The sequence below is a fragment of the Streptomyces sp. 2114.4 genome, assembly GCF_900187385.1.
Taxonomy (GTDB): Bacteria; Actinomycetota; Actinomycetes; order Streptomycetales; family Streptomycetaceae; genus Streptomyces; species Streptomyces mooreae.
The window spans coordinates 3,042,220-3,060,080 of the sequence record NZ_FYEY01000001.1; the positions used below are offsets into that span (position 1 = coordinate 3,042,220).

Annotated in this window: 15 protein-coding genes; 9 read left to right on the forward strand and 6 right to left on the reverse strand. The window is 70.7% G+C overall.

The genetic code is table 11. The features are described from left to right. Positions 1–129 precede the first annotated feature (129 nt). The 3 genes from CFW40_RS13135 to CFW40_RS13145 all read left to right on the forward strand — a co-directional run bounded on the left by CFW40_RS13135 (position 130) and on the right by CFW40_RS13145 (position 5,113). A complete protein-coding gene (locus CFW40_RS13135; protein ID WP_256331487.1) occupies positions 130–1,347 on the forward strand; it encodes an LCP family protein in 1,218 nt (405 codons plus the stop codon). 227 nt (positions 1,348–1,574) lie between these two features. Continuing rightward, positions 1,575–3,329, forward strand: coding sequence for an LCP family protein (locus CFW40_RS13140; protein WP_088797962.1), 1,755 nt, complete (start codon positions 1,575–1,577; stop codon positions 3,327–3,329). Positions 3,330–3,400: 71 nt separating this feature from the next. Then, positions 3,401–5,113, forward strand: coding sequence for an LCP family protein (locus CFW40_RS13145; protein ID WP_088797963.1), 1,713 nt, complete (start codon positions 3,401–3,403; stop codon positions 5,111–5,113). 277 nt (positions 5,114–5,390) lie between these two features. On the opposite strand, the gene CFW40_RS13150 is transcribed toward CFW40_RS13145, so the two are convergent. Beyond that, entirely contained in the window at positions 5,391–6,422 is a 1,032-nt protein-coding gene (locus CFW40_RS13150; RefSeq protein WP_088797964.1) for a glycosyltransferase family 2 protein, read from the reverse strand. Positions 6,423–6,667: 245 nt separating this feature from the next. Between CFW40_RS13150 and CFW40_RS13155 the strand changes: the two genes are divergently transcribed. The 3 genes from CFW40_RS13155 (at position 6,668) to CFW40_RS13165 (ending at position 9,274) form a co-directional block, all read left to right on the forward strand. Beyond that, on the forward strand, positions 6,668–8,131 hold the full coding sequence (locus tag CFW40_RS13155) for an LCP family protein (RefSeq protein WP_088797965.1): 1,464 nt from the start codon (positions 6,668–6,670) through the stop codon (positions 8,129–8,131). Between the two features lie 73 nt (positions 8,132–8,204). Then, entirely contained in the window at positions 8,205–8,663 is a 459-nt protein-coding gene (locus CFW40_RS13160) for a hypothetical protein (RefSeq protein WP_088797966.1), read from the forward strand. 29 nt (positions 8,664–8,692) lie between these two features. After that, complete coding sequence (locus CFW40_RS13165; RefSeq protein ID WP_088797967.1) at positions 8,693–9,274, forward strand: VanZ family protein; 582 nt, start codon at positions 8,693–8,695, stop codon at positions 9,272–9,274. Here the strand turns inward: CFW40_RS13165 and CFW40_RS13170 are convergent. Continuing rightward, positions 9,225–9,779: an acyl-CoA thioesterase gene (locus tag CFW40_RS13170; protein WP_088797968.1), complete on the reverse strand. Its 555-nt coding sequence runs from the start codon at positions 9,777–9,779 to the stop codon at positions 9,225–9,227. The genes CFW40_RS13165 and CFW40_RS13170 overlap by 50 nt on opposite strands. A 270-nt stretch (positions 9,780–10,049) precedes the next feature. On the opposite strand from CFW40_RS13170, the gene CFW40_RS13175 reads away from it, so the two are divergent. Then, positions 10,050–11,366, forward strand: coding sequence for an LCP family protein (locus tag CFW40_RS13175; protein ID WP_088797969.1), 1,317 nt, complete (start codon positions 10,050–10,052; stop codon positions 11,364–11,366). Positions 11,367–11,458: 92 nt separating this feature from the next. On the opposite strand, the gene CFW40_RS13180 is transcribed toward CFW40_RS13175, so the two are convergent. Then, positions 11,459–12,634 carry an acyl-CoA dehydrogenase family protein gene (locus CFW40_RS13180; protein ID WP_088797970.1) on the reverse strand — a complete coding sequence of 392 codons (1,176 nt, stop codon included), beginning with the start codon at positions 12,632–12,634 and terminating at the stop codon, positions 11,459–11,461. A 256-nt stretch (positions 12,635–12,890) separates the two neighbouring features. Between CFW40_RS13180 and CFW40_RS13185 the strand changes: the two genes are divergently transcribed. Together CFW40_RS13185 and CFW40_RS13190 are read left to right on the forward strand one after the other, a co-directional pair. Beyond that, complete coding sequence (locus tag CFW40_RS13185; protein ID WP_088797971.1) at positions 12,891–14,231, forward strand: UDP-glucose/GDP-mannose dehydrogenase family protein; 1,341 nt, start codon at positions 12,891–12,893, stop codon at positions 14,229–14,231. A 282-nt stretch (positions 14,232–14,513) separates the two neighbouring features. Further along, positions 14,514–14,885 (forward strand): VOC family protein, encoded by a 372-nt coding sequence (locus CFW40_RS13190; protein ID WP_088802086.1) that lies wholly within the window; start codon positions 14,514–14,516, stop codon positions 14,883–14,885. Between the two features lie 64 nt (positions 14,886–14,949). Here the strand turns inward: CFW40_RS13190 and CFW40_RS13195 are convergent, their stop codons facing one another. The 3 genes from CFW40_RS13195 to CFW40_RS13205 are packed head-to-tail and all read right to left on the reverse strand — an operon-like array spanning position 14,950 to position 17,857. Further along, a complete protein-coding gene (locus tag CFW40_RS13195; protein WP_088797972.1) occupies positions 14,950–16,137 on the reverse strand; it encodes a dipeptidase in 1,188 nt (395 codons plus the stop codon). Further along, a complete protein-coding gene (purE, locus tag CFW40_RS13200) occupies positions 16,134–16,721 on the reverse strand; it encodes a 5-(carboxyamino)imidazole ribonucleotide mutase (protein ID WP_176956512.1) in 588 nt (195 codons plus the stop codon). Before purE ends, CFW40_RS13195 begins: the two co-directional genes overlap by 4 nt. Beyond that, positions 16,718–17,857, reverse strand: coding sequence for a 5-(carboxyamino)imidazole ribonucleotide synthase (locus CFW40_RS13205; RefSeq protein WP_088797973.1), 1,140 nt, complete (start codon positions 17,855–17,857; stop codon positions 16,718–16,720). The genes purE and CFW40_RS13205 overlap by 4 nt, the downstream gene beginning before the upstream one ends. Positions 17,858–17,861: the final 4 nt, after the last annotated feature.

Genomic DNA, 17,861 nt, shown 5'->3' on the forward strand with positions numbered 1-17,861 from the left:
CGGGCCGGTTCGCCCGTTTCGGTCCAGGATCTTGAGTACGTACAACCATGCGCGGGGTTCGTCCGTCTCTTGTTCCGTCCGGGCCCTCGTGCGGGCGCGACGCCGACTCCATGAGGGATGGACGCACAGGTGACCGAGACCCCCGAGCCTCCCCGGTTCACCGGCTGGGACGAACGCCCGGCCGGGGGGCTGGGGTCGCACCGGCCGGGGCCCTCGCGCCGCCCGCGAAGCTGGCGGGGCTGGGCCGCGCTGGGGGTCACCGGTGTCATGCTGGCCGGCGCCGGCAGCGGCTGGGCGGTCTACGCCAAGCTCGACAGCAACATCCGCACCGACAGCGCCACCGAGAAGGAGCTGCGGAAGTGGGAGTCCGAACGGCCCCCCGCGGGCCCGCCGAACGCCGTGAACGTGCTGCTGATCGGCTCCGACACCCGCAGCGGCGGCAACCGCCGGTACGGCCACGACGCCGGCCAGCGCTCGGACACCACGATGCTGCTGCACCTGGCGGCGGACCGGAAGAGCGCCACCACGGTGAGCATCCCGCGCGATCTGATGGTGGAGGTGCCGCACTGCAAGCGCCCGGACGGCACGGAGACCGCACCGCGGGCGGCACAGTTCAACGGGGCCTTCGCGGTCGGCGGGGCGGCCTGCACGATCCGTACGGTCGAGAAGCTGACCGGTATCCGCATCGACCACTACTTGATCATCGACTTCGTGGGCTTCAAGAAGATGGTGGATGCGGTGGACGGTGTGGAGGTCTGCCTGCCCCGCCCGGTCCACGACCCCGCGGCACACCTCACCCTGCCCGCGGGCCGGCAGACCCTGCACGGTGAGGCCGCGCTCGGATTCGTACGGGCCCGCAAGAGCCTGGGTAACGGCAGCGATACCCAGCGGATGCGGCGACAACAAGACTTTCTTGCCGCTCTCGTGAAGAAAGTGCAGAGCAACGGTGTGCTGCTCAATCCGACCCGGCTGTATCCGGTGTTGGATGCCGCGACGAGTTCACTGACCACGGACGCCGCACTGGCTTCCTTGAAGGGGCTGTACGAATTGGTGCGCAGTACCCGCAGCATTCCCACCGGCCGGGTTCTGTTCATGACCGTGCCGCGCCGGGAGTACCGCTACGATCCCAACCGTGATGAGCTCATCCAGCCGGACGCCGGCCGGCTCTTCGGGCAGCTGCACAACGATCGTCCGGTGACGGTGAAACCCCCTCCCGACACCGGGGAGAAGCCGGTCCGCACGGGAGCCGGGGCACCGGCGGGGCGGGCGGGCAGAGCTCCCTCACCGCCGGCGGGTCCGGACCCGTCCTTTCCCGGGACGACAGCGGGACACGGGGTCTGCGGATAAAGATGCCGCAAAGTACGCCTGGTGACTCGAATGGATTGGGCGGATTGCCCAGTTGTAGGCAAGTGGAATTTGTCACGAGCGTCGCGGGGCGCTGAACTGGGCGGATAGTGTGAGCGATCCGGTCGCAGGACCAGCTGACCGATGACCATGCAATAAACGATCGATCGACCGACCGAGCGCCTTGAGGGGATGGCGCCGCGTGGCACCGACGGAGGACTCAAGGCACCGTGGACGCGCAAGGCCGTGGGCGGGCGGGCGACAACAACGTCGATCCCGCCGATCAGTGGGTGTTCGACCCGAACACCGGCAACTACGAGCTGCGGCTTGACCATGCCGGTCAAGCCGACGGTCGGCCCGCCGACCGCAAGCCGGCCGGCTCCAGACGTGCCGCGCGCAAGTCGGGCGGCGACACCGACACCCGGCCGCTGCCGACCCAGCGCGGCCGCCGGGACGAGGACGCCGAGGGCGACGAGCGCGCCGGTGGCGGGCGGGCGGCCCGGCGGGCGGCCGGCAGTCGCACGGCGTCCGCGGCGGCCGCGGGCCCGGCGAGCCGCCGCAAGCGCAAGCCGAAGGCGTCCGGGAAGAAGAAGGCGCTGTACTGGACGGCCGGTGTCGTGGGATTCGTCCTCGTCGCCGGCTGCGGTGGCGCGTTCTACCTTTACCAGCAGCTGAACGGCAACATCTCCAAGGTCGACGTCGGCGTGGAGAACGACGCGGTCTCCGAAGGCCCGGTCAACGTCCTCATCATCGGGACGGACGCGCGTTCCGGGAAGGGCAACTCCGGCTACGGCGACGCCGGAAGCGTGGGGCACGCGGACACCACGATCCTGATGCACATCTCCAAGGACCGGACGAACGCCACCGCGTTGAGCATTCCGCGCGACATGATCACCGACATCCCGACCTGCCCGACGAAGCAGAAGGACGGCTCGACGAAGAACATCCCGGGCGAGCACGGGGTGCGCTTCAACACCAGCCTGGGCCAGGAGGGCCGGGACCCGGGCTGCACCTGGCGCACCGTCGAGAAGCTGACCGGGCTGAAGATAAATCACTTCATGATGGCCGACTTCAACGCGGTCAAGGCCCTGTCCACCGCGGTCGACGGCGTCGAGGTGTGCGCGGGCAAGGACCTCAACGACCCCAAGTCGCACCTGAAGTTGAAGGCCGGCCGGCACATCGTCAAGGGCGAGCAGGCGCTGGCCTTCGTCCGTACCCGGCACGCCATCGGGTTCGGCAGTGACCTGGACCGGATCAAGATGCAGCAGCAGTTCCTCAGCTCGCTGATCCGCAAGCTGAAGTCCAGCGCCTTCAGCAGCCCCGGCAAGCTCTACGACGTCAGCCAGGCGGCGACCAAGGCGCTCACCGTCGACACCGGTATCGGTACCGCGAACAAGCTCCTGGACTTCGGCACCGACCTCAAGAAGGTCGACATCGACAAGGTCACCTTCGCCACGGTGCCGGTGCTGGACAACCCCGACGACCCGGCCACCGTCATCCTCAACAAGACCGCCGCGGACCCGCTGTTCGCGATGGTCCGGGCGGACCACGCCCTGGCCAAGGGCAAGAAGGGCAAGGGCAAGAAGTCCGCTCCGGTGAAGAAGGCCCCGCCCGAGCAGGTGCGGGTCGACGTCACCAACGGTGGCGGGCCGATCGGTTCGGCGCAGGAGACCGTGGACTGGCTGCAGAACAGCAAGGCCGCCAAGCTCTCCACCAACGCCGGCAACGCCCCGGCCAAGCTGGCCACCACCCGCCTCGAATACGGGCCCAACCAGGCCGACCAGGCCGCCACTCTGGCCGACTGGATGGGGCTGCCCAAGAGCGCGCTGAAGAAGTCGTCGCACAACGCCGGTGACCGGGAGCCGATGAAGCTCACCCTCGGCAAGGACTTCAAGGCGCCGGGCACACCGATCGACGCGCCGACCGAAACCCCGGACGGGGTGCAGAACGTCAATGCAGATGACAAGAACGTCTGCGCGAAGTGACCTGAGCGGGCTCCGGCCGCCCCGCCGAGGCGCCGAACGCACCATCGGACTCATAACGGGGAGAGGGCCCAATGCGGCAGAGCAGTCTGCGCGGTGACCGATCACGCCGGCAACGCCGGCCGGATGCACCGAAGGCACCGGATGCACAGGAGCCGGGCTGGAACGACGGGCTGTACGAGGACAAGGGCCTGCCGCCGGACGCTCCCGGCTGGACGCCCTCCGCGGGCGACGACGCGTCCCGTGGCGACGGGGACGGGCCCGCGGAGGGCGGCGGCCACCGCAACGGGGGCCGTCCGCGCCGCGGCAAGGGCCGCAAGGTGCTGCGCTGGACCTCCCTGACCCTCGCCGTCCTCATAGTGGGCGGCGCGGGCGCCGGGTACTGGTACTACGAACACCTCAACGCGAACCTGCGCAAGGCCCCGCGGTCCCTGGCCGGGGACGGTCTGAAGAAGCCGGATCCCAACGCCTTCGGGCAGAGCCCGCTGAACATCCTGCTGCTGGGCTCGGACGGCCGGAACAGCAAGAAGAACATCGAGCTCGGCGGTGCCCGGCAGGACGCGGACCGCAAGCCGCTCGCCGATGTGCAGATGCTGCTGCACGTCTCCGCGGACCGCAGCAACATGTCGGTGATCTCCATCCCGCGCGACACCCGGGTGACGATCCCGCAGTGCACCGACCCGAAGACCCACAAGGTCTATCCGCAGACCTCCGCGGCCATCAACCAGTCGCTCCAGCACGGCGGTCCGGGCTGCACGCTCGCCACCTGGCAGGAGCTGACCGGCATCTACGTCGACCACTTCATGATGGTCGACTTCTCCGGTGTGGTGGACATGGCCGACGCCATCGGCGGCGTCCCGGTCTGTGTCGACAACAACGTCTACTCGCACGACAGCAAGGGCCACGGCAGCGGACTCAAGCTCACCAAGGGCACCCACTCCGTCAAGGGCGTCCAGGCCCTGCAGTGGCTGCGCACCCGCTACGGCTTCGAGGACAACACCGACATCGGCCGGGCCAAGGCCCAGCACATGTACATGAACTCGATGGTCCGCCAGCTGAAGAAGGGCACCAAGCTCACCGACCCGGGGCAGCTGCGTGACCTGGCGGAGGCCGCGACCAAGGCGCTGACCGTCGACGACGGCCTCGACACCGTCAAGAAGCTCTACGACCTGGGCAGCGACCTCAACCGGGTGCCGGCCAAGCGCCTCACGATGGTCACCATGCCCTGGCAGTACAGCCCCGACGAGTCGTACGTCATGCCCAAGCCCGGCGACGCGGACGCGACCTTCGCACTGTTGCGCAACGATTCCGCGCTGGACGGCAAGGACAAGAAGAAAAAGCCGGCGCCGGACCCGAAGCCGTCAACTGCCAAGGGTCAGCTGAAGGTGGTGGTGCAGAACGGCACCAACAGCACGGTGAACGGCCCGGTCTCCGGCCGCGCGGCGGTCATCCAGCAGCGGCTGTCCGGCCTCGGCTACACCGCGGCGAGCACCGATTCCGCGCTCACCACCCAGGCCGACACCACCGTCACCTACCGGGACAAGGTGCAGCGGGGCGACGCGCTGGCGCTGGCGAAGGCGCTGGGGCTGCCCAAGAGCGCGGTCCGGGAGTCGAGTTCGGCCACCGGGATGCGGCTGGTGGTCGGCAACGACTGGCGCAGCGGCTCGGCGTACCCGAAGCAGTCGGGCGAGGAGAAGGGCGCCGACAAGGCGCCGGAGAGCGCCGATGCGCTCAACGGCGAGGACTCCAAGGCCTGCATGAAGGTGAATCCGCAGTACAGCTTCTAGGCGTCCGCCGGGGCCTTCCCTGCGTCTTCCGGGGCCTTTTGGCCGCCTTACGGGGCTGTCGGCGGGCCCTGGGGGGACTTCTGCTTACCCCTACCTAGGTTTTTCCCCGCCGCCCACCCCCCTTCGGGGGGTGGGCGGGTAGGGAGGGGAGGTTTCCCGGGGCGCGGATGTGAAGTTCCCCAGGGGTGTGGGTTTCCCCGGAGCCGGCTCAGGGGTTCCACGGAGTCGGCTCGGGCCCCCGAGCCGGCTCGGCGGTGATCACCGCCGAGGAATGTCCCTATTCGCTCGCGGCCGCCGCTGCCATGACCGCCGGGCGGCGGCTGGCGATGACCCTCTTGGCGAGGGAGCGGGGGCTGGTCAGGAAGCCCACGCCCCAGGCCATGTGCATGGTGGCCAGGGCGAGGGGGATCTGGGCGCGCGCCTTGAGCGACAGGCCCTTGCCGGCGGGCACCGACCCCGCGGCGATCGCCGCGAGATAGCCGCCCGGGACGATCAGCGCCCAGGGCGTGACCGCCGCACCGGCCACCAGGCCCGCCGCGATGGCACACACCGCGGTCGGCGGCGCGAGGTAGCGCAGGTTGATCGAACCGGCGTGGTAGCGGGCGACGACATGGCGCCACTTGCCGTAGTCCTTGTACTGCTTGGCCAGCGCCTTGACGCTCGGCCGCGGGCGGTACTGCACCCGCAGCTCGGGCGAGAACCAGATCTGCCCGCCGGCCTCACGGATACGGAAGTTCAGCTCCCAGTCCTGGGCGCGGATGAACTCCTCGTTGTAGCCGCCCTGCTGCTCCAGCGCCTCGCGCCGGAAGACCCCGAGGTAGACGGTCTCGGCGGGGCCCGCCTGTCCACCGGTGTGGAAGGCCGCGTTGCCCACACCAATCTTGGAGGTCATCGCGGCGGCGACCGCGTCCTCCCAGGCGTTCTCCCCCTCGGCGTGCATGATGCCGCCGACGTTCGCGGCGCCGGTCTCCTCCAGGAGGCGCACGGCGGTGGCGATGTAGTTCGGCGAGAGCATGCCGTGGCCGTCGACACGGACCACGATGGGGTGCCGGGACGCCTTGATCGCGGCGTTCAGCGCGGCGGGGGTACGGCCGGTGGGGTTCGGCACCGTGTGCACCCGGGCGTCCTCGGCGACGAGCTCGGCGGCGATCTCGTCCGTACGGTCCGTGGACGGGCCGAGGGCGATCACCACCTCCATCTCACCGGCGTACTCCTGCTCCAGGATGTGCCGGACCGAATTGCGCAGGTGACGTTCCTCATTGAGCACCGGCATGATCACGGAGACGGCCGGGGGCTGCTGCTGCGGCATGGTTCCTCAGGGGTACGGCCCGCGGTGGAGCCGCCAGCGACGGCAGCGCCCGCCGGGAGACTGCAGTATCGCGCCTCACGTTACCGCGAATGGTGGACATCGTCGGACGCAGCCGGGTGGCCGACCGGTGGATGCCCGGCGTGTGGCGCCGTACATCCGATCATATGGACCTACGGTGCTCCAGACGGATTTGCCCCCTTTCTTCCTCTGCTCCAGCCGCCCGTCCCGCCGCGGAGGTGTCCCCCGTGACCGCGCCGTTCCGCTCCCCCCGTCCGGCCAGGCGCCGGGCCGCCCGGCCGAGCCCGCGCCGGCGCCCGCCGGGCCCGCGCTGGGGACTGCGGATCGGCGCGGTCACGTCCGTACTGCTGCTGGCCGCGAGCGGGGTCGGGCACGCCGTGGTCACCGGCGTGGAGAGCGGCATCGGCCGGGTGGACGCCTTCACCGGCATGAGCAACCGGCCCGGGGGCGGCGACGGGCTGAACTTCCTGGTCGTCGGCACGGACGGGCGCGACAAGCTCACCCCCGGCGAGAAGCGGAAGTACCACCTCGGCGGCGCGCCCTGCCACTGCACCGACACCCTGATGCTGGTGCACCTCTCCGCCGACCGGGACCGCGCCAGCGTGGTCAGCCTCCCCCGCGACTCCTACGCCGAGGTCCCCGCGCACACGGACGCGGTCACCGGCCGGCAGCGCCCCCAGCACGCCATCAAGCTGAACGCGGCCTACGCCGAGGGCGGCCCCAGCCTCACCGTGCGGACCGTCGAGCACATGACGGGGGTGCACATCGACCACTATCTGGAGGTCGACTTCACCAGCTTCATGCGCAGCGTGGACGCGGTCGGCGGGGTGGAGATCTGCACCGTACGGCCGCTGCGCGACAGCTATACGGGCCTGGATCTCCCCGTCGGCACCTCGCGGCTGAGCGGTGGCCAGGCCTTGCAGTACGTGCGCTCCCGGCATGTCGACGGCTCCGCCGACCTCGGCCGGATGCAGCGCCAGCAGCGCTTCCTGGCCTCCCTCATCCACAAGATCACCTCCTCCGGGGTGCTGTTGAACCCGGTCCGCTTCCGGAATGTCGCCGACACGGTGCTGGGATCCGTCCGCGCCGACTCGGGCTTCGCGGCGGGCGACCTGGTCGATCTCGGGCAGGCGATGCGCGGCTTCACCCCCTCGTCGTCGGAGTTCACGTCCGTGCCGCTGCGCAATGTGGCCCAGCCGGTGCCCGGCGTCGGCTCGACCGTGCGGTGGGATCCGGTGCAGGCGCCGAAGCTCTTCCAGGCGATCCGCGAGGACCGGCCGCTCGCCGTGCACCGGGACCGCACCCAGCCGCGGGCCAGGGTCGTGGACGTACCGCCGGGACAGGTCCAGGTGCGGGTCGGCGACGGCAGCGACCGGCCGGGACCGGACGCCGCGGTGGCCAGGGAACTGCAGGCCACCGGGTTCGCCACCACCGGCGCGCCCGGCGCCTCCCCCCTCGGCAGGGCGCCCCGCACGGTCATCGCCTACGACCCGCGCTGGGACCGTTCGGCCCGCTCGCTGGCCGCCGCGCTGCCGGGTGCCGAGCTGCGTCCGGTGGCCGGGCGGGGGCCGGTGATGCAGGTGACGGTCGGCCACGGCCACCAGGCGGTGCAGCGGGTACGGGCCGAGGAGCCGCCGCAGAAGCCGGGCGGCCTCGCGACGATCACCGGGGACGAGGCGGTGTGCACATGAGCGAGCGCAGGGATCTCCTCATCGAAAGGCGCGCGCTGGGCGCCGACGGGGCCGGGCGGAGCGAGGCCCCGTCATGAGCGTCCCCGCACCCCGCCGCACCGCGTCCCGGCCGCCCGCGCGCCGTCCGGACGCCCGTCGCGATGCGCGCCGGACCGTGGTGGCCGTCGCGGCGCTCTGCCTGGTCGCGGCCACCGCCGCCGCGTCACCGCCGGCGCCGCCGGAACCGACCGGCTGCGGGGACCTGGTGCGCGGCCAGCTGTGTCTGCGCGGTCCGGTGGGGGCGGCCGGCACGTACACCGCGGCCTACCGGCGGCTCGGGGCGGTGAGCGGCCGGGACGAGATCATCGTGCGGCTTGGTTACCAGCGCAAGAACGACCGGATCACCGCCTTCCCCGGGTGGTTCGGCACCCGGCGGACGCAGGGCGGCGCGGTGGTGCTGAGCGGCCGGGTGGAGATGCTCGCGGACGAATGCATCCGGGGCGTCATGGAGCGTGGCGAGACGGTCTATGTCACGAAGTGGAGCTGCGGCTGATGTCCTGGACGGCCTGAAAGGGGCGCATCGTGTGGCAGGTAGTGCTGGACGTCACCCCCACCACGGTGACGCTCTTCCTGGTCCTGGCGCTGGCGGTGGCCGTGGCGTTGGCCCTGTGGACGGCGCTCACCCCCGGCAGCACCGCGCCGCGCACCACGGCCCGGACGCTGCTGGCCGGCTGGCTGCTGCTGTTCCTGGTGGCGACGCTCGCGCCGAGCCAGCCGATCGGCTCCGGGGACGCGACGGTGTGGTGGCGGCCCGGTGAGGGGCTGTTCGATCTGGGGGCGCAGCTGGAGCCCGGGGAGCTGGTGATGCTGGTGCGGCGGCAGATCGCCACTGCCGCACTGTTCGTGCCCGCGTCACTGCTGCTGCGGTTTGCGGCGCCGCGCATCTCGGCGGCCGCCGCGTTCCTGCTGGGCGTGGGCCTGTGCCTGGCCATCGAGACGGCGCAGCTGCTGATGCGGGCCGGGCGGATCGCCGATATCGACGATGTGATCTGTGCGGCCGCAGGCACCGTCACCGGCGCGGGGCTGGCGCTGCTCGGGCAGCTGGCGGTCGCCGCTATGCGTCGTCGAGCCCTTCCGCGACGCGCCGTTCGCGCAGTTCCATGATCGCGCGCCGCCGGGCGAGGCGGTGCGTCCGGCGGATCTGCGCCTCCTGGTAGCGGCGCTGGTCGCGCTCGGTCTCGGGGAGCACCGGCGGCACCCGGCGCGGCTTGCCCTGCTCGTCGACGGCGGCGAAGACCAGGTAGGCGGAGCCGACCTGCTGGGGCGGGCTGGATTCGTTCCAGCGCTCGGCCAGCACCCGTACGCCGACCTCCATCGAGGAGCGGCCGGTCCAGTTGACCTGGGCGCGGACGTGGACGAGGTCGCCGATCCTGACCGGTTCGAGGAAGGCCATCTCGTCCATCGAGGCGGTCACGGCGGGCCCGCCGGAGTGACGCCCGGCCACGGCGCCCGCCGCGTCGTCGACGAGTTTCATGATCACGCCGCCGTGCACCGTTCCGAGGAGGTTGGTGTCGCCGGCCGTCATGATGTGGCTGAGTGTGATGCGGGACACGGATGTGGGCTTGCCCACGATCTCGTCCTCGGCGCTGTCGGTGACGAGTTCGGTCATGCAGCCAGCCTAAGCGGCGCCCGTACGGCGCTGCCCCACGCCGGTCGTGAGACTGGTCTCGCCCTTTGCGCAGGTCCGTGACACACGTCTCGCTCCCCCGCCGGAAACGATCCGGAATGGTTGGTTCCATTCGTGCAGGTCGGAATGGTCATGGGCCCGTGCGGTATGCGTCGGGCTGCCTCCGTGGCTTTGCATCAGCTCTGCAACAGCACTGGCCCGATCCGGCACCCGCTCTATGGAGGACCCCGCGGGGCATGCACACTTCCTCCTATGAATCAGTGGCAAGGGGGCACCTCCCGTTCGAGCGGAGCCGAGAATGGGGGCGGGTGGTCCGGCGACCAGAGCGGCAACCGGTACGGACACGGCAGCGGCAGCGCCGAGCCGGAGGGTGCGCGCGCGATGCCACAGGTGCGTCGCGACGCGGGCCCCGGCTATCAGCGGCACGAGCCTCCGCTGCCCCCGTCGATGTCCCCGCGCCGGGGCGCGGCCGTGCCGCCGCAGCAGTCCCAGGGCTACGACGACGGGTACGACGGATACAACACCGGCCAGGTCTACGGCGGCGGCCGTGGTGGCGGTGACGGCTACGACGGCCGCGCCGGCCGGCCGCGCCCCCACTGGGGCCGGCGCATCAAGTGGACGGTCATCGCCCTGGTCGCGGTGCTGGCGGTCGCCTCGGTGGCCACCTACTTCTGGGCCGACGGCAAGCTCCGCCGCAAGGTCGACCTGAGCAAGGTCATCGACCGCCCGGCGACCGGCGACGGCACGAACTACCTGATCGTCGGCTCGGACAGCCGTGAGGGCATGTCCGCCGCGGACAAGCAGAAGCTGCACACCGGCTCCGCCGAGGGCAAGCGCACCGACTCCATGATGATCCTGCATGACGGCAGCAACGGCCCGACGCTGATATCCCTGCCGCGCGACTCGGACGTGGAGATACCCACCTACGTCGGCTCGTCCTCCGGCAAGAAGTACCCGGGCACCGGACGGCACACCAAGCTCAACGCGGCCTACGCCGAGGACGGCCCGGAGCTGTTGGTGCGCACCGTCGAGTACAACACCAAGCTGCACATCGACCACTACGTCGAGATCGGCTTCGCCGGCTTCGCCAACATCGTGGACGCCATCGGCGGCGTCGAGATGGACATCCCCAAGGCGTTCAAGGACAAGAACTCCGGCGCCGACTTCCCGGCCGGCAAGCAGACGCTCAACGGCCAGCAGGCGCTCGCCTTCGTCCGCACCCGGCACGCCTTCGCCGGCCAGGACCTGGACCGTACGAAGAACCAGCAGAAGTTCCTGGCGACCCTGGCGAGCCAGACCGCCACCCCGAGCACGGTCCTCAACCCCTTCAAGCTCTACCCGACCATGAGCGCCGGCCTGGACACGCTCATCGTCGACAAGGACATGAGCCTGTGGTCCCTGGGCAACATGTTCTTCGCGATGAAGGGCGTCACCGGCGGCGACGGCAAGTCGATGAACATGCCGATCTCCGGCAGCACCGGCGGCAACCTGGTCTGGGACAAGGCCAAGCTCCACCAGCTGGTCCAGCAGCTGAACAACGACGAGAAGGTCACGGTCTCCGGCAACTGACCGGCGGCCCGGACCGAGCAGGCAAAGAGAGCAGACAAAGAGAGGGGCCCCGGACCGCAGTGGCGGTCCGGGGCCCCTCTCCCGTCTTCTGCTTACTGCGGCAGGTTGCGCGCCATCACGATCCGCTGCACCTGGTTGGTGCCCTCGTAGATCTGCGTGATCTTGGCGTCCCGCATCATCCGCTCGACGGGGTAGTCACGGGTGTAGCCGTAGCCGCCGAGCAGCTGGACGGCGTCCGTGGTGATCTCCATGGCGGCGTCCGAGGCGTAGCACTTGGCCGCGGCGCCGAAGAAGGTCAGGTCCTCGCCCTTGCCGCCGGCGGAGATCCGCTCGGAGCGGGCCGCCGCGGCGTAGGTGAGCTGGCGGGCCGCCTCCACCTTCATGGCCATGTCGGCGAGCATGAACTGGACGCCCTGGAAGTCGCCGATCGGCTTGCCGAACTGCTTGCGCTCCTGGACGTAGCCCTTGGCGTAGTCCAGGGCGCCCTGGGCGATGCCGAGGGCCTGGGCCGCGATGGTGATGCGGGTGTGGTCCAGGGTCTTCATGGCGGTGGCGAAGCCGGTGCCCTCGGCGCCGATCATGCGGTCGGCGGGGATGCGGACGTTGTCGAGGTAGACCTCGCGGGTCGGGGAGCCCTTGATGCCGAGCTTCTTCTCCGGGGCGCCGAACGAGACCCCCTCGTCGCCCTTCTCGACGACGAAGGCCGAGATGCCCTTGGAGCGCTTCTCCGGGTCGGTGACGGCCATCACCGTGTAGGAGTCGCTGACGCCGGCGTTGGTGATCCAGCGCTTGACGCCGTTGAGGATGTAGTGGTCACCGTCGCGGACGGCCTTGGTCTTCATCCCGGCCGCGTCGGAACCGGCGTCCGGCTCGCTCAGGCAGTACGAGAACATCGTGTCGCCCTTGGCCAGCGGGCCCAGGTACTTCGCCTTCAGCTCCTCGGAGCCGGAGAGGATCACCGGGAGCGAGCCGAGCTTGTTGACCGCCGGTATGAGGGAGGACGAACCGCAGACGCGGGCCACCTCCTCGATGACGATGACGGTCGCCAGCGCGTCGGCGCCGGCACCGCCGTAGGCCTCCGGTACGTGGACGGCGTGCAGGTCATTGGCGACCAGCGCGTCGAGCGCCTCCTGCGGGAAGCGGGCCTCCTCGTCCACCGCGGCGGCGAACGGCGCGATCTTCGCCTCGGCGAGCGAGCGCACCGACTCGCGGAGCATGTCGTGCTCCTCGGACGGCCGGTACAGATCGAAATCAGCGGTTCCCGCCACGCTTTCTCACTCCCCTGTGAGCTGTCGGCAGTGCTAACTACCGTTAAGTAACCCTTTACCTCTCCGGATTCTAGGCGCCGGGCCGGGCCTGCGGATACGTGAGGTTGCCGACAGTTACAGACCTGCCCGCGCGACGACTGGAGATGGCCCTTCCTGGCCCGACTATGCTCGGTCAGCGCCGTTTTCCCCAGCGAAGTGACCCGACCACCCCGCAGCCCCCGGCGCTGCGCCGCCGCATTGCCTGTTTGGAGCATCCATGGCCCTCAAGATCACCGTGATCGGCACCGGCTACCTCGGCGCGACCCACGCCGCGGCCATGGCCGAGCTGGGCTTCGAGGTGCTGGGGCTCGATGTGGTGCCCGAGAAGATCGAGATGCTGCAGCGGGGCGAGGTCCCGATGTACGAGCCGGGCCTGGAGGAGCTGCTGCGCCGCCACGCCGACGGCATCGAGGGCTCGACCGGCCGGCTGCGTTTCACCACCTCCTACGAGGAGGCCGGGGCCTTCGGCGATGTCCACTTCGTCTGTGTGAACACCCCGCAGAAGCACGGGGAGTACGCCTGTGACATGAGTTACGTGGAGAGCGCCTTCGACGCGCTGGCGCCGCATCTGACCCGGCCCGCCCTGGTCGTCGGCAAGTCGACGGTGCCGGTGGGCAGCGCGGCCCGGCTCGCCGAGCGGCTGGCCGCGGCCGCCCCGGCGGGAGCCGCCGTCGAGCTGGCCTGGAACCCGGAGTTCCTGCGCGAGGGCTTCGCCGTCAAGGACACCTTGCACCCCGACCGGATCGTCGTGGGCGTGGCCGGTGAACGGGGCGAGGAGCTGCTGCGCGAGGTGTACGCGGCCCCGATCGCCGAGGGCTCGCCGTTCATCGTCATGGACTATCCGACGTCCGAGCTGGTGAAGGCCTCGGCCAACTCCTTCCTGGCGACGAAGATCTCGTTCATCAACGCCATGGCCGAGGTCTGCGAGGCGGCCGACGGCGATGTGGTGAAGCTCGCCGAGGCCATCGGGCACGACGACCGGATCGGCAAGAAGTTCCTGCGGGCCGGTATCGGCTTCGGCGGCGGCTGCCTGCCCAAGGACCTGCGGGCCTTCATGGCGCGCGCCGGCGAACTGGGCGCCGACCAGGCCCTGACCTTCCTCCGCGAGATCGACTCCATCAACATGCGCCGCCGCGGCCACATGGTCGAGCTCACCCGGGACGCGGTCGGCGGCGGCTTCCTCGGCAAGCGGGTCGCCGTCCTGGGCGCGACCTTCAAGCCGGACTCGGACGACGTCCGCGACTCCCCCGCGCTCAATGTCGCCGGCCAGATCCACCTCCAGGGCGGCCAGGTGACGGTCTACGACCCGAAGGGCATGGAGAACGCGAGGCGCGTCTTCCCGACGCTGAGCTACGCCGACACCGCCCTGGACGCCGTACGCGGCGCCGACGTCGTGCTGCACCTCACGGAGTGGCGGGAGTTCCGCGAACTGGATCCGGCCGCGTTGGGCGACGTCGCCGCCGAGCGACGCATCCTGGACGGCCGCAACGCCCTCGACCCCCAGCTGTGGCGCAAGGCGGGCTGGACGTACCGGGCGCTGGGGCGCCCCTCCGCGTAGCGGGTTCTTCCCCACGTTGCCGGCTGTCCCGCCGTGCCGGCTTCTCGCCGTTGCGCGCATTGCGGCGCCTCCCACGTACCCGGCTGCCCCGCCGCGGTGGCTTGTCGCCGTTGCTCCCCCACTGCCTAAAGGGCGTGGGGGAGCAACGGCGCGCGAGCCCCGCGGCGGGACGGCCGACAACGTGCGGCGGCGCCGCAAAGCGCACAACGGCGACAGGCCCCCACGGCGGGGACAGCCGAAAAGGTACGCCGCGGCGCCGCCAGGCATGGCATCGTGGCGGCCATGAGCCTCATCACACTCGGAGTTGTCGCACTGGACTGTCCCGACCCCCGGGCCCTCGCGGATTTCTACGCGGACATGCTCGGCTGGCAGGTGACCGAAGAGGACGAGGACTGGGTCGAGATCGCCGGACCGGACGGCCGGATCCTCGCCTTTCAGCGGGTGGCCGAGGGCTACCGGCCGCCGCAGTGGCCCGGCCAGGACATGCCGCAGCAGCAGCACCTCGATTTCGACGTGCCGCGCGCGAAGATCGACGAGGCCGAGCGCACGATCGTCGCGCTGGGCGCCAAGCTCGTCCAGCACGACGACGGGAAGCAGAGCTGGCGGGTCTATCTCGACCCGGCCGGGCACCCGTTCTGCCTCTGCATGAGGTGAGGGCCCCGGCCCGCTCCGCTTGAAGTGAGGGCCCGGGCCCTCTCAGTGAGGGCCCGGGGCCGCGTCAGCCGTCCAGCTGCTCGATCGTCGCGTGGGACGGGCCGCGCCGCTGCCGCTCGGCGCGCGCCACGTCCTCCGCGGCGCGCAGGGTGCGGACGGCGTTCTGCCAGGTGAGCTTGGCCAGGTCGGCCTCGGACCACTTGCGGGCTTGGAGTTCGGCGATCAGGTACGGGTAGCCGGCGACATCGGCCAGGTCGGCCGGGGTGAAGGCGGTGCCGTCGAAGTCGCCGCCGATCCCGATGTGGTCGACCCCGGCGACCTCGCGCATGTGGTCGAGGTGGTCGGCGACGGTGGCCGCGGTGGCCATCGGGCGGGGGTGCGCGGCCTCGAAGTCCCGCTGGACCCTCATGCCCGCCTCGGTGGTGTCGAGGTGGTGCAGGCCGTGTGCGCGCATGTTCTCGTCGGCGCGCTGCGTCCAGGCGACGGCGGCCGGCAGCACGAACTTCGGCACGAACGTGGCCATCGCGACGCCGCCGTTGGCGGGCAGCTGTGCCAGTACGTCGTCGGGGATGTTGCGCGGATGGTCGCAGACGGCGCGGGCGGAGGAGTGCGAGAAGATCACCGGTGCGGTGCTGACGCGCAGCGCGTCGCGCATGGTGTCGGCCGAGACGTGGGAGAGATCGACCAGCATCCCGCAGCGGTTCATCTCCCGGACGACTTCCTCACCGAAGGCCGACAGGCCGTGGTGGCGCGGCTCGTCGGTGGCGGAGTCCGCCCAGTCGATGGTGTCGTTGTGGGTGAGCGTCATATAGCGCACGCCCAGCTGGTGCAGCGCGCGCAGGGTGGCCAGCGAGTTGTGGATGGAGTGGCCGCCCTCGGCGCCCATGAGGGACGCGATCCGGCCCTCGGCGCGGGCCGCCTCCATGTCGTCGGCGGTGTGCGCGAGGCGCAGGGCCTCGGGGTAGCGGGCGACCAGTTCCCGCACCACATCGATCTGTTCGAGGGTGGCGCTGACGGCCTTGTCGCCCGCGTAGTCGGCGCGGACGTACACCGACCAGAACTGGGCGCCGACGCCGCCGGACCGCAGCCGCGGCAGGTCGGTGTGCAGGTGCGCGGACTGGTCGGCGGCGATATCGCGCCGGTCGAGGTCGTAGCGGACCTGCTCGCGCAGCGCCCAGGGCAGGTCGTTGTGGCCGTCGACGACGGGCCAGCGGGCGAGCAGATCCCGGGCGGCGTCCAGGGAGGGACTCACTTACCGCCCCCGAAGCCGAAGCCGGCCGGGGAGGCGACCTTGTTGCGCAGCCGCTTGCCCTTCTCGGTGGCCTGGTCGTTCAGCTCCTGCTGGAACTCCCGCATCCGGGCGAGGAGTTCGGGGTCCTGGGTGGCGAGGATGCGGGCGGCCAGCAGCCCGGCGTTGCGGGCGCCGCCGACGGAGACGGTGGCGACCGGCACTCCGGCGGGCATCTGCACGATGGAGAGGAGGGAGTCCATGCCGTCCAGGTACTTGAGCGGTACGGGGACGCCGATGACCGGGAGCGGGGTGACCGAGGCGAGCATCCCGGGGAGGTGGGCCGCGCCGCCGGCGCCGGCGATGATCGCCTTCAGGCCGCGCCCGTCCGCCTCCTCGCCGTACGCGATCATCTCGCGCGGCATGCGGTGCGCCGAGACGACGTCGACCTCGTAGGGGATCTCGAACTCGTCCAGGGCCTGCGCGGCGGCCTCCATGACGGGCCAGTCGGAGTCGGAGCCCATGACGATGCCGACCACGGGGGACGGGGTGGTGGATGCGTCGGCGTCGGTTGCGGGGCGGTGGTCGGGCGACGGGGCGGTCGTCATTCGGTGATCGTTCCTCGCAGGTAGCCGGCGGCGTGTGCGGCGCGCTCGCGCACATCCGCCAGGTCGTCGCCGTAGGTGTTGACGTGGCCGACCTTACGGCCGGGCTTCACATCCTTCCCGTACATATGGATCTTCAACTGCGGGTCCCGCGCCATGCAATGGAGGTACGCGTCATACATGTCGGGGTAGTCGCCGCCGAGGACGTTCGCCATGACCGTCCAGGGGGCGCGCGGGCGGGGATCGCCGAGCGGGAGGTCGAGCACGGCCCGGACGTGGTTGGCGAACTGCGAGGTGATCGCGCCGTCCTGGCTCCAGTGGCCGGAGTTGTGCGGGCGCATGGCGAGCTCGTTGACCAGGATGCGGCCGTCCGCGGTCTCGAAGAGCTCGACGGCCAGATGCCCGACGACGTCCAGCTCCTGGGCGATGCGCAGCGCCAGCTCCTGGGCCCGGCCCGCGAGCTCCGCGTCGAGGCCGGGCGCCGGCGCGATCACGGTGTCGCAGACGCCGTCGACCTGGATGGACTCCACGACCGGGTAGGCGACGGCCTGACCGTGCGGGGAGCGGACGATGTTGGCGGCCAGTTCGCGGGCGAAATCGACCTTTTCCTCCGCGAGGACGGGCACCCCTGCGCGGAACGGCTCGGCAGCCTCCTTGGAGGATCGCACGACCCAGACGCCCTTGCCGTCGTAGCCGCCGCGGACGGTCTTGAGGATCACGGGAAAGCCTTCGCCCTCGGCCGCGAACCGCTCGACATCGTCGGGGTCACAGACGATGCGGTGCCGCGGGCAGGGCACGCCGATCGCGTCCAGTTTCGCCCGCATCACCCCCTTGTCCTGGGCGTGCACCAGCGCATCGGGACCGGGCCGGACGGGGATGCCGTCGGCCTCCAGTGCCCGCAGATGCTCGGTGGGAACGTGCTCGTGATCGAAGGTGATCACGTCACAGCCACGAGCGAAGGCGCGCAGGGTGTCCAGATCGCGGTAGTCGCCGATGACGACATCACCGACCACCTGAGCCGCCGAATCCTGCGGAGTGTCGCTGAGGAGCTTGAATTTGATGCCGAGGGGGATACCCGCCTCGTGGGTCATACGGGCGAGCTGACCGCCACCGACCATGCCGACTACCGGGAACGTCACACCC

Bases quoted from the DNA above. Each gene is read 5' to 3' on its own strand.
- CFW40_RS13160 (WP_088797966.1), top strand. From the start codon at position 8,205: ATGAGCGTCCCCGCACCCCGCCGCACCGCGTCCCGGCCGCCCGCGCGC.
- CFW40_RS13175 (WP_088797969.1), top strand. From the start codon at position 10,050: ATGAATCAGTGGCAAGGGGGCACCTCCCGTTCGAGCGGAGCCGAGAAT.
- CFW40_RS13150 (WP_088797964.1), bottom strand. From the start codon at position 6,422: ATGCCGCAGCAGCAGCCCCCGGCCGTCTCCGTGATCATGCCGGTGCTC.
- CFW40_RS13145 (WP_088797963.1), top strand. From the start codon at position 3,401: ATGCGGCAGAGCAGTCTGCGCGGTGACCGATCACGCCGGCAACGCCGG.
- CFW40_RS13170 (WP_088797968.1), bottom strand. From the start codon at position 9,779: ATGACCGAACTCGTCACCGACAGCGCCGAGGACGAGATCGTGGGCAAG.
- CFW40_RS13185 (WP_088797971.1), top strand. From the start codon at position 12,891: ATGGCCCTCAAGATCACCGTGATCGGCACCGGCTACCTCGGCGCGACC.
- purE (WP_176956512.1), bottom strand. From the start codon at position 16,721: ATGACGACCGCCCCGTCGCCCGACCACCGCCCCGCAACCGACGCCGAC.
- CFW40_RS13190 (WP_088802086.1), top strand. From the start codon at position 14,514: ATGAGCCTCATCACACTCGGAGTTGTCGCACTGGACTGTCCCGACCCC.